This window comes from Thermoactinomyces vulgaris (assembly GCF_003688725.1).
Lineage (GTDB): Bacteria > Bacillota > Bacilli > Thermoactinomycetales > Thermoactinomycetaceae > Thermoactinomyces > Thermoactinomyces vulgaris.
Genome location: NZ_REFP01000008.1, coordinates 191,219 through 203,048 on the forward strand (window position 1 = coordinate 191,219; position 11,830 = coordinate 203,048).

Annotated in this window: 10 protein-coding genes; 8 read left to right on the forward strand and 2 right to left on the reverse strand. The window is 47.8% G+C overall.

Going from position 1 to position 11,830, the window contains the following annotated elements; genetic code table 11:
• Window positions 1-6 precede the first annotated feature (6 nt).
• The 4 genes from ATH33_RS05285 (at window position 7) to ATH33_RS05300 (ending at window position 3,814) form a co-directional block, all read left to right on the forward strand.
• Window positions 7-333 carry a hypothetical protein gene (locus ATH33_RS05285; protein WP_062843114.1) on the forward strand — a complete coding sequence of 109 codons (327 nt, stop codon included), beginning with the start codon at window positions 7-9 and terminating at the stop codon, window positions 331-333.
• A 128-nt stretch (window positions 334-461) separates the two neighbouring features.
• The gene (locus ATH33_RS05290) at window positions 462-740 is read left to right on the forward strand and encodes a hypothetical protein (protein ID WP_037993247.1); all 279 of its coding nucleotides are present in this window, start codon (window positions 462-464) and stop codon (window positions 738-740) included.
• A gap of 148 nt (window positions 741-888) precedes the next feature.
• Complete coding sequence (locus tag ATH33_RS05295) at window positions 889-2,424, forward strand: glycine betaine uptake BCCT transporter (protein WP_121874182.1); 1,536 nt, start codon at window positions 889-891, stop codon at window positions 2,422-2,424.
• Window positions 2,425-2,635: 211 nt separating this feature from the next.
• Window positions 2,636-3,814, forward strand: a complete 1,179-nt coding sequence (locus tag ATH33_RS05300) for an NRAMP family divalent metal transporter (RefSeq protein ID WP_082240550.1) — start codon at window positions 2,636-2,638, stop codon at window positions 3,812-3,814.
• Between the two features lie 29 nt (window positions 3,815-3,843).
• Here the strand turns inward: ATH33_RS05300 and purU are convergent, their stop codons facing one another.
• Window positions 3,844-4,731 (reverse strand): formyltetrahydrofolate deformylase, encoded by an 888-nt coding sequence (gene purU, locus ATH33_RS05305; RefSeq protein ID WP_037993241.1) that lies wholly within the window; start codon window positions 4,729-4,731, stop codon window positions 3,844-3,846.
• A gap of 312 nt (window positions 4,732-5,043) precedes the next feature.
• On the opposite strand from purU, the gene ATH33_RS05310 reads away from it, so the two are divergent.
• Entirely contained in the window at window positions 5,044-6,879 is a 1,836-nt protein-coding gene (locus ATH33_RS05310) for a monovalent cation:proton antiporter family protein (protein WP_037993240.1), read from the forward strand.
• Between the two features lie 33 nt (window positions 6,880-6,912).
• Here ATH33_RS05310 and helD read toward each other — a convergent pair whose 3' ends face one another.
• A complete protein-coding gene (gene helD, locus ATH33_RS05315; protein ID WP_121874183.1) occupies window positions 6,913-9,273 on the reverse strand; it encodes an RNA polymerase recycling motor HelD in 2,361 nt (786 codons plus the stop codon).
• 299 nt (window positions 9,274-9,572) lie between these two features.
• Between helD and ATH33_RS05320 the strand changes: the two genes are divergently transcribed.
• The 3 genes from ATH33_RS05320 to rbsD are packed head-to-tail and all read left to right on the forward strand — an operon-like array spanning window position 9,573 to window position 11,826.
• Window positions 9,573-10,565, forward strand: coding sequence for a LacI family DNA-binding transcriptional regulator (locus tag ATH33_RS05320; RefSeq protein WP_037994678.1), 993 nt, complete (start codon window positions 9,573-9,575; stop codon window positions 10,563-10,565).
• Entirely contained in the window at window positions 10,553-11,437 is an 885-nt protein-coding gene (rbsK, locus tag ATH33_RS05325; protein WP_037994676.1) for a ribokinase, read from the forward strand. Before ATH33_RS05320 ends, rbsK begins: the two co-directional genes overlap by 13 nt.
• Window positions 11,434-11,826, forward strand: a complete 393-nt coding sequence (rbsD, locus tag ATH33_RS05330) for a D-ribose pyranase (RefSeq protein ID WP_037994675.1) — start codon at window positions 11,434-11,436, stop codon at window positions 11,824-11,826. The genes rbsK and rbsD overlap by 4 nt, the downstream gene beginning before the upstream one ends.
• Window positions 11,827-11,830: the final 4 nt, after the last annotated feature.

The window sequence follows — 11,830 nt, forward strand, 5'->3', positions numbered from 1 at the left end:
GAAATCATGAAAATCACCGTTAATTTATCAAAGGCCGAACTTGATTTAATTGAAGAAGCTCTTTTGCAATATCAAAATCTTTTGCTCAAATCAAAAGATCAAGATGAAATGGTCAATGACGAGTTAAAATTGGTGCGCCGCGTTTTGGAAGAGTTTGGGATGGAAGATTTGGAGGAGAATTCTCAGGATCAACCACAGTCCCAGCAAAAGGCATTGCCGATGCCTCCGGGCGGAAACCAATATCAGCCGCCGCAGGGCCAGTACGCTTCTCCCAATCAATACCATGGTCCCAATACCTTTGTAGCTCCCAATCAATATCCATTTTCTCGTTAAATGGATTCAGTAAATCAGCGCCTCTGATTTTCATACTCTTCAGATGGCGCTTTTATATTGGATGCCGGATCATGTTATGATGTACATGAACAAAGATGATTGGTGCATATGCCAAAGGGAGAAAGATGATGAAGGAACAAGAAGTGAAAAATATTTTAAAAAACTTGAAAGTCGGGGAATCGACTTATTTTTCGACGTCGAAGGATGAACATAAGATTGAAGTGGAAAGAGTGTTCAAAGGTTTGGACGAAGGTTGGATGGTGATTTATCAGGGAGAGCGCAAGGTTTTTAGTGATTTGGATGAAGCGGCCCGCTTTTTGTCCCAACATTGGGAAGTGAATATCAAAAAGCGTATGCAAAACCAATATCAGGAAATGAATGATTTGATTGATTTGGGAGAATACTGATCTTGAGAGGATTGGGGAAACAGATTCCTCAATCCTTTTTTTTATTCTCTTTGAAAAAACACGGTTTAAAAATCGAAAAACCGGGGAATATATCTTAATTATGAAACCGGAGCATTTTTACCAGTCTGTAAATAGGAAGGATTGAAGCATGAAAAAATTTACCAACGTCTTCATTATTTCAGTGATTATTTCCTTTGTCTTTATTTTGTGGGGGGGTGTCGCCCCAAAACATATTCTGACGGTCATGAACGATATCCAGACTTTTTTGCAGGATAAGTTTGGTTGGTTCTATTTGTTTTCCACCACGGCCTTTTTGATCTTTTCTTTATTCCTCATTTTCAGCCGCTATGGAAATATTCGACTCGGAAAGGATACCGATCGTCCCGAATTTGGCACCATTTCATGGTTTGCCATGTTATTCAGTGCCGGAATGGGGATCGGACTGGTCTTTTGGGGAACAGCTGAGCCGTTGTCCCATCTTTATCAGCCGATCTTTGCCCAACCAGGTTCCGGTACCGCCGCCAATGATGCGATGCGTTATTCCTTCTTCCACTGGGGATTGCATCCATGGGGAATTTATGCCCTTTTGGGATTGGCGCTTGCTTATGCAAACTTTCGAAAAGATGCTCCGGGATTGATCAGCCACACCTTTTATCCACTGTTGAAAGAGAAAGTGAAGGGACCGGTCGGGAAAACAATTGATATTATTTCCGTTTATGCCACGGTGTTCGGCGTGGCCACTTCCTTGGGATTGGGGGCCATTCAGATCGGCGGAGGGCTTTCTTTTGTGACGCCGCTGGAAAATAACATCCTCACCCAATTCATCGCCATTGTGATTGTGACCGGCTTGTTTATTCTTTCGACCACCACCGGGCTGAATAAAGGGATCAAGTACTTGAGCAATATCAATATTCTGATTGCGGTATTGTTGATGTTTTTTGTTTTGTTCACGGGACCGACCAAGTTTATCATGAATTTGTTCACATCCACGTTGGGGGCGTATATTCAGGAGTTGCCCCGGATGAGTTTCTATTTGGGGCCGTTTAATCCGCAGGCTAATGAATGGATTCAAAGTTGGACGATCTTTTACTGGGCATGGTGGATTGCTTGGGCTCCGTTTGTCGGAACGTTTATTGCCCGCATTTCAAAAGGGCGCACGGTGCGGGAATTTGTGATCGGCGTCCTCTTGGTGCCCACCTTTTTCGGGGCATTTTGGTTCAGCGTTTTCGGAGGAACCGGACTTCACATGGAGATGTCGGATGGTATTCCGCTTTTTGAACAGATGAGCGAGCAGGGAACCGAAGTGGCTCTGTTCTCGATGCTTTCCCATTTGCCGTTGAGCGGGATTATGATTGTGCTTGCCGTGATTTTGATCAGCACGTTTTTCATTACTTCCGCCGACTCGGCAACGTTTGTGCTGGGAATGCAGACGACGGACGGGAGTTTAAACCCTTCCAATACCGTCAAATGGATTTGGGGACTCATTATTTCCGCTTCGGCTTTGATCTTGCTTTACTCCGGCGGATTGGAAGGATTGCAGATGGCATCGATTATTGCTGCTTTTCCATTTGCCTTTATCCTGATCGGTGTGGCGGTTTCCTTGTTGAAGGCGTTCCGCCAGGAAGTGCCCAAAAGAAGAAGAGCGGGAACCCCGAAAGAGCCGGGATCGGCCAAAGCGAAGTAAGCATCTCGACTTGACTTGAAAACCACTTCTGAATGTCATTTCAGAAGTGGTTTTTTTAAACGGGGAAGGTGTTGGTGGCAAGCGGAAATATGTTAGTATGGAAAAGAAATAAAACCATTTAAAAGTATATTATTAAAAAACGGAATCTTTTTTTAATTCAATCCAATTAAAGGCGGTTGGTACGGTGCAGAAAAAAGTTTGGTTATCTTTGATGGGGGCCGCATTTTTAATGGCCACTTCTGCCGTCGGACCCGGGTTTTTGACACAAACTTCCGTATTCACGGCCCAATTTGGAGCCAGTTTCGGGTTTGTGATCTTGGCTTCCGTTTTGCTCGACATTGGAGCCCAATTAAATATTTGGCGGGTTATTGTTGTATCGAAGATGCGGGCGCAGGATATTGCCCATGCGGTCCGGCCGGGGCTCGGCCACGTTTTGTCGTTTTTGGTGGTGTCAGGAGGATTGGCTTTTAACATTGGCAATGTGGCCGGTGCCGGATTGGGGTTTGAAGTGTTGTTTGGTGTGGATGCGGTATGGGGAGCGGTCATCAGCGGGTTGATTGCCGTGATGGTTTTTTTGTCCAAAGAAGCCGGGAAAGTGATGGACCGGTTTGCCGTGTTGTTGGGATTTGTGATGATTGGGCTGACGCTCTGGGTGGCAGTGGGATCGCATCCTCCCCTGGGTGAAGCTGCGGTGCGCTCGCTGGTTCCCGATGTGCCCGTTGACGGGTGGAATGCATTTTTTATGGCCATTGTGACCGTGGTCGGCGGATCAGTTGGCGGATACATTACCTTTGCAGGAGGGCACCGCCTTTTAGATGCCGGATTGAAAGGAACGGAAGCGTTGCCGGAAACCAACCGAAGTTCGGTTTCCGGAATCATCATCACATCGGTCATGCGTTTGGTCTTGTTTTTGGCGACATTGGGCGTGGTTTCTGCGGGGGGAACATTAAGCGAAAGCAATCCGGCGGCTTCGGTGTTTCAGCTGGCCACGGGAGAGACAGGCTATCAATTGTTCGGTTTGGTCATGTGGGCGGCCGCCATTACGTCGGTGGTGGGAGCGGCATATACTTCCGTCTCCTTTATTCGTACTTGGCATGAAAAGATCGACCGTCATCACCGGTGGTGGACCGTTTGCTTCATCTTGTTGTCCACAGCGGTTTTTGTGGTGGTGGGAAAACCGGTGAAAATGTTGATTTTGGTGGGGACGTTAAATGGTTTTATTCTGCCACTTTCACTGGCCATCATCCTGTTTGCCGCCCGCCGGAAGGAGATTGTCGGTGAATACAGGCATCCGCTTTGGCTGACGGTCTTTGGCATCCTGGTCGCTGTGATCATGGCAACCATGGGATTGGTGGTCAGTGTGGAAGAGTTGCCGAAGTTGTGGTCATAAAGCAAAAAATCCCCTGTAAAGGGGATTTTTTATTCAAACACGATGGTTTTGTGATTGTGAACGATAATCTGGTCATTGATGTGCCATTGGACGGCTCTGGCCAAAACGATCCGCTCCAGATCGCGTCCGATTCGTTTTAAATCGGCGACTTGATGCCGGTGATTGACACGGCTCACATCTTGTTCGATAATGGGACCTTCATCCAAATCTTCCGTGACATAGTGTGCTGTGGCCCCGATGAGCTTCACCCCGCGGTTGAACGCTTGGTGATACGGTTTCCCCCCGATAAAGGCCGGCAAAAACGAGTGGTGGATGTTAATGATTTGATTCGGATAACGGTCGATGATTTTACCAGGGATAATTTGCATATAACGAGCAAGGATAAGAGTATCCACTTGGTGTTTTTGAAGCAGTTCCAGATGGATGTCTGCGGCTTCTTCACGGTTTTCTTTGGTCACCGGGACATGATAATAAGGAATGTTGTGGGGTGTAACCAGATATTTCATGTCCGGGTGATTGGAAACCACCATGACAATATCGGCATTCAATTCTTTGATACTCCAACGCCACAACAGTTCCCGCAGACAATGGTCTTCCTTTGAAACGAAGACCGCCAGCTTTTTTCTTTCGGACGGATGCGTGATTTTCCAATCCATCTGAAACGGCTCTGCAATCAATGAAAATTGTTGCCGAAGTTCATCAATCCGTCCGGTCAGGTTGTCCATCAGAAACTGGACCCGCATAAAAAAGTGTCCGCTTTCCGGATTGGTTGAAAATTGATCGGAGTGCAAGATGTTGGCTCCGTTTTCATAAAGAAATTGTGTGATTGCAGCAATGATTCCTTGCTTTTCAGGGCAGGAAACGATCAGAGCCCCTTGGTTCATATTGACAGCAGTTTTGTTCGACGTTTGATTCATCCTTTTTCTCTCCTTTGGTGCTCCGTACTCACTCTTTACCTACTATAGTACGTTTGTGAAAGCAATTTCAATCTCCATGCAAGGGTTGATGCCGGTTCACCGTCGCTGGCCGGTGTACCAAGCGGGGAGAAGGCGTGTTGGTAAAAAAAGGAGGCCTTGTCGGGCGGAAACAAAATAAAATTATATCGCCCGGCACTTGTCACGGATCTCAAAGACCATTATGATGAGCAAGAAAGTGCTTTGCAACTTCTCATGTTCCGGCAGGGTCTACAGGTAGAAAATTGAAACCCGTAATGGATGGGGGGACAAGATATGGAAGTGGATCATTCATTGATTTCAGTCATGATTGTGGTCATCGTGGCATTTTTGGTTCCGATCTTATTGCACCGTTTAAAATGGAATGCGATTCCGGCCGTTGTCGCAGAAATCATGGTTGGCTTGATCCTGGGAAAAAGCGGCTTGGGATGGGTGGTTGAGGACACCTGGCTGGAAATGTTGTCCACGCTTGGAATTATTTTTTTGATGTTTTTAAGCGGACTGGAAATCGACTTTAATATGATTTTAAACACGGGTAAGACAAGCGGAAAGAAAGAGAATCGGGAAAATCCGCTCATGATCGGTCTGATCAGTTTTATAAGCATTCTTCTCTTGTCTTTTGTGATCAGTTGGATCTTATATGTTGCGGGGTTTATCAAAGATCCTTACTTTATCACTTTGATCATTTCCACGATCTCATTGAGTGTCACTTTGCCGGTGGTGAAAGATAAAGGGATCAATAAAAAACCGCTGGGACAATCAATCTTGGTGACGGCAGTTTTTGCGGACTTTATCACCATGATTTTGTTGGCGGTTTATGCGGCGCTGAAGTCGGAAAAAGGATTTTTCAGCGTGCTGCTGTTATTGTTATTTTTTGTGATTTTCTTTGCGGTGTACCGCATTATCCAAGCATTAAAGCCCATTCGGCTGACCGAATCCATTTCCAAAGAGACAATTTCCATCGGAACACGCGGCGTCTTTGCTTTGATCCTGTTTTTTGTCGCGTTATCGGAAACAGTCGGGGCGGAAAATATTTTGGGAGCCTTTTTGGCAGGCGTCATTGTGTCGTTGTTGGGGCCGCGTGAAGAGTTTGTCAGTCAATTGAATGCATTTGGTTTTGGCTTTTTAATCCCGATATTCTTTGTGATGGTGGGTGCCAAGCTGGACCTGGTCTCGTTGATGCAGGATGCCCGTGCTTTGATCATGTTTCCGCTCATTTTGCTTGCCTTTATCTTATCCAAAGGACTTTTGGTTTTGATTTTCCGCAAGTGGTTTTCTTGGCGCGAGTCAATCAGTTCGGGGATTTTGTTGACATCCACCATCAGTTTGGTCATTGCCGCCGCGGCGGTCGGGATGGATCTCGGAATCATCAATAACACGATGAACACGGCGTTGATTTTGGCCGCGTCCATCACCGTGATCATTCCGCCGATTATATTCCAGCAATTGTTGCCGGATGCCGTCGATGAGGTGGAACGCCCGTCCGTTTCGCTGGTGGGGATCAATGCCGCGACATTGACCCTGGCGCAGGATTTGCACCGGGACGGGTATGAAGTCAAAGTTTACGGAGCGGATAAATCGAATCTGGAAGAAAAACAGCGTCCGTTTCCGATCATTCAATTGCCGGTGGTCGAAGAGGAATACCTGCAAAAGGAAAACGGATTTTCATGCGATATCATGGTTTTGTTCACGCCGCATGATGAAAGGAACGTGGAGTTGGCCAAAGCGGCGAAGAAACAAGGCGTTGAACGGATCATTGCCCGGGTGGAAAGCAAAGAGTTGCAACAGTCGTTAAACAATCTGGGAATCCAGCTCATCTCCACCTTCTTTGCCAATCAAACGTTGACCAAGATTTTGATTGAACATCCGACCCTGTTTAAACTGGTGAACCATGATAACGGAAATTTGATGGAAGTGAAATTGTTGAACCACCGTTACCATTTGGCACGGGTCCGGGACCTGACTTTTTGGGGGGATACGTTGATCATCCGCATCCTGCGGGGAAATGAAGCCATCCTTCCTCACGGGGACACCGTGCTGGAAGTCGGGGATCGCCTCATTATCAGCGGTAGCCCCGATCACATTCACCGGTTGCGGGAAATGCTCCAATAAAAAAAGAGCGGGTATGTTCCCGCTCTTTTTTTTTTATTGATGATCCCGGAGATAGGTGTCTTCAGGGACTTCTTTTATAAACGGACTCATTTTGCCGAGGCAGTAAAGGTGCAAAGCATGCATGGCGCGGGTGCAGGCGGTGTACAATAATTTCCGCTCGTTTTCCCGGTGATATTGATCCCCGGAAGCGTCATAAAGAATCACGGCATCAAATTCAATGCCTTTGGCGAGATAAACCGGAATGACCAGGATGCCCGGGTGAAATTCGACGGATTCTTTCGTGATCAGTTGAACCGGTTCGGCAGTTGCTTTGTTCAATGCATCAAAAACCTTTTGGCTTTCCGCGGCTGTTTTGCATATGACGGCAATCGTTTCATGCCCGTCTTTTAGCAATGTTTCGATGCGGTGGAGAATCCGGTTGTGAAGTTCCTTTCGGTTTTGCACTTCGGTCACGGTCGGCTTGCTCCCCGGACGTTCAAAGGGCTCGATGGCTTCTTTGTTTTCCGCCAGGTGACGGGTGAATTCGATGATCGGAAAGGTGGACCGGTAACTTCGTTTCAATTCAACCAATTCGGTTTGCTCTTTTCCATACAGAGAGGATAACTCAGCCATATTGTGATGAACCGGGGTATGAGAAAAGACGGCCTGGTTGAAATCGCCGAGGATTGTCATCTTGCTGCGCGGAAACAAACGCTTTAAAAAGAAAAACTGAAAAGGCGAGTAATCCTGCGCTTCATCGATAAAAATATGGCGGATGGACCGGTTGGTTTCCAATCCTTCAAGCCGGGTTTTCAAATAGAGCAAAGGAGTGGCGTCTTCGTAAAAAAGCTCCTTTTGCTCCAGTTTGGCAACCGTTTGCCGGCAGATGTCCGGCCAGGTTTCCGGCAGATCCGTGAGCCCGAGGGCATCTTTGGCCAGGGTTGGATCGGCAAACAGTTGCCGGTAGATGGCCGGAATGTCCAGAAATCCGAGTTTTTTGACCATGCGGACAGCCGGTTTGATGTGTTTTTGGACCACTTTTTTGGCCAGCCAGTGCCGTTCCCTTTGTAGATCGTCAAAGGTATCGGAAGTGAAATGTTTGTCTTTTTGCAGCGCTTGGTCAGCGCGGATGTAATTGGCCGGATTCAACCACTGGATTTCTTCATCCACCCAGTCTTTTTTGACTTCTTCCCGGGCCCGCTTTTTCAGTTCTGCCATCAGCCGGTCTTTGACCAGGGAGATCCGGTGGGTGAGCGGAAGGGACGAATCCAGGGAAGCAAAATGGGCTTTGATTTCCCCGGCCGGAATGATCGTGCCGCCACGGAACGGAATGTCCCGGAAGACTAACGCGCCATGTTGCCCGAGATAAGACAGGTAAAGGTCCAGCAACCGGATGTATGCCCGGGAGGCTTTGTAGCGGATGCCGTCAATCCTTGCCTCATACCCGTCTTCCTGATGGTTTGTCAAGGTATATTCAATTTGTGAAAACGGATCTTCCACTTTCAATAGATTTTTCAATTGATGTTCCAACAGCTCCTGAAAAGTGGTTTGTTGCATGTTTTCCTCCCCCAGTTCGGGAAGAACCGTGGAGACATACCGGTTAAACATCGGATTGGGGGAAAACAAAAGGATATTTTCGGCTTTCAATGAATTCCGGTACCGGTAAAGGAGATAGGCGACCCGTTGCAACGCGGCCGAAGTTTTTCCGCTCCCGGCCGCCCCTTGAACGATGACCAGCCGGCTTTTTTCATTACGGATGATGCGGTTTTGTTCTTGTTGAATGGTGGCCACGATGCTTTTCATTTGGGAGTCGGATCTTTTTCCGAGCACTTCCTGCAACAGTTGATCGCCAATGGTGATCCCGGTGTCAAACAAGCTTTCAATGATTCCGTTTTTTATCAGGAATTGGCGCTTCAGACCGATGAATCCTTCGACCGTTCCGCCCGGCGTTTCATACCGTGCAGGCCCCGGCGGGTAATCATAATACAGGCTGCAGACGGGGGCGCGCCAGTCATAAATGAGAAACTCATTCGTTTGCTCATCGACCAGCGAGGCGATTCCCAGATAAATCGATTCTTTTTCTTCCCCGTGTTCGGTAAAATCAATCCGTCCGAAGTAGGGGGAGGATTTCATTTTCTTTAAGAGTTGCACTTGTTTTTGCGAGGTTCGGTGGCGGCGCTCTCTTTCCGCCAAAACTTCGGCTTGTTGCTTGATGCTGACCACGGTTTCGGTTGTTTCGATCTCGTCGGCAAAATTGATCCGCACATCTTCCCAAAAGTTTTTGCGTATATCCACAATGTCTGATTTGACTTGGTTTGCTTGCTGTTCGAGCGAAGAAAGGCGTCCGTCGATTTCATCGATCACCCGGTCGACACGTTCTTGCTCTTCCTGCCAGATCCGTTTGGAATTTTCCATGCTTCCGCTCCTTTCAAAAAAAGATTGACAAGGGGGTGAATTATGTTTTATAATTATTATGGAGTAATTATGTTCTTTCGAATATAATGTGCATGAAGGTAACATTCATTTTACCGGGTTCTTTTTTGGATTGCAAATGGAAAATATTGGTGATAAAGGCCGGCTGATGGCAAAAAGCCGGCCTTTTGGCATGTTTTTTTAATTTGAACAGAGAAAAAAGATTTATCTTGTGAATTAAACATTTTTGTGACATAATGATGTAAACGGTTACACATCAAAAAAGAAAAATGGTGGGAGTAATGGCGACGATCAAAGATGTGGCGAAAGAAGCGGGGGTGTCGGTGGCGACCGTTTCCCGGGTGATCAACCGGAACGGGTATGTTCAGGAGGAGACCAGAAAATTGGTGGAAGCCGCCATTTCGAAATTGAATTATTTGCCGAATGAAGTGGCCCGTTCTTTATATTTCCAAAAGTCGAAGCTGATCGGGTTGATCATTCCGGATATCACCAACCCCTTTTTTCCGGAAATTGCCCGGGGAGTCGAAGATGTTCTGCAACAAAACGGATACCGCTTGATTATCGGAAACAGTGATGAGGATGCAGAAAAGGAAGTCCGTTACATTGAAACGTTCACCCAACATAATGTGCTTGGCGTGATCAGCACCAGCAGTGAAGAAGTATCGCAATGGGAAAAATTAAATATTCCCGTTGTCTTGCTGGACCGGATTCATCATGACTTTCCGTTTGTATGTTCCGATCAAAAGGAAGGAGGGCGGCTGGCTGCGCAAATCCTGCTGGACCGGGGCAGCCGCAATATCACGTTGCTTCGGGGCCCGAAACATGTGCGGACCGCGTATGAAAGATTTTTTGCGGCGCTGGAAGTTCTCGGGAAATCCCAAGTGCAGTTTCAGGTGTTAAACACTTCTTTTTCTTTTGACGGGGCTTTGGAAACCGCCGGGAAACTGTTTGAATTGTATCCGGACACGGACGGGGTGATCGCCGTCAATGACATTGTGGCCTCGGCCGTGTTGCGGGAGGCGTTGCGACGGGGCAGGAAGATCCCGGAGGAGATGCAAATCATCGGTTTTGACGACATTCCGATGAGCAAATTTCTGTTTCCCGCTTTATCCACCATTCAACAGCCCGCCTATGAAATGGGAAAGGAAGCGGCCAAACTGTTGTTGGAGAGAATCCGTCAAGCGGATATCAAGAAAAAGCAAATCATATTGCCTGTATCTTTTGTGGAAAGAGAGACAACCAGAAAGGCAGGGGATGGAACGTGGCAAAAATAGCAGTGATCGGCAGTTCGTCCATTGACTTGGTGGTGAGTGCGGACAAGCGTCCGCAAGCCGGCGAAACGGTATTGGGAAATTCGTTTGAAACCGTTCCCGGCGGAAAGGGAGCCAACCAGGCGGTGGCCGCGGCACGGCTCGGAGCCGATGTGACCATGATCGGGCGGGTCGGGGACGACGACTTCGGCGAGATCATCTTGGAGAATTTGAAAACCAACGGGGTCAATACGAAATATATGGAACCGGTTACACATACCCGGTCGGGAACCGCACATATCACCTTGGCGGAAGGGGATAACAGCATTGTTGTCGTCAAAGGCGCGAATGACCATACCACACCGGAATATGTGAAAAAAGCCGAATCTGTGATTCGTGAAGCGGATGTCGTGCTGGTTCAGTTGGAAATTCCGATGGAGACGGTGGAATTTGCGGCTGAGCTTTGCGACAAGCTGGGGGTTCCGCTTTTGCTCAATCCCGCACCGGCACGGCCCGTCAGCCGGGAATTGATCGCGAAGGCTTCATTCATCACTCCCAATGAACATGAATTCAAGCTTTTGTTTGACGGGGAAGACCGTTCCGAAGTGCTAAAAAGATATCCGAACAAATTGATCATCACGGAAGGGAAAGAAGGGGCACGCTTTTTTGACGGGGAGAAAGAATGGCTGGTTCCGGGAATCAGCGTGCCGGTGGTGGATACAACCGGTGCCGGGGATACCTTTAATGCCGCATTTGCGGTTCAAATTGCCGGGGGAAAATCCGTTTATGAAGCCCTTGAATTCGCCAACCATGCCGCCGCATTGTCTGTGACGAAATTTGGTGCACAGGGTGGGATGCCAACGGCAGAAGAAGTGAAAAGGAGTCGGGAAGGATGAAGAAAACCGGAATCATCAACAGCGCCATTTCCAAGGTTCTGTCCGATTTGGGGCATACGGACCGGATTGTGATTGCCGATGCGGGACTGCCGGTGCCCGCCGGCGTTCCCAAAATCGATCTGGCCGTCACGGTGGGAAATCCGTCGTTTGAAGCCGTCGTGAAAGCGGTTCACGGGGACATGGTGGTGGAGAAAGTGTTCGCCGCAGAAGAAATCGTGGCCGAAAATGCCAAGCAACATGCGTTTTTGACCAGCGAATTTCCGGATCAAATCAGTTATGTCCCGCATGAAGAATTCAAGCAGATGACAAGGCAGGCCAAAGCCGTCATCCGGACAGGGGAAGCCACGCCTTATTCCAATTGCATTTTGCAGGCAGGGGTCTTTTTCTGACAAG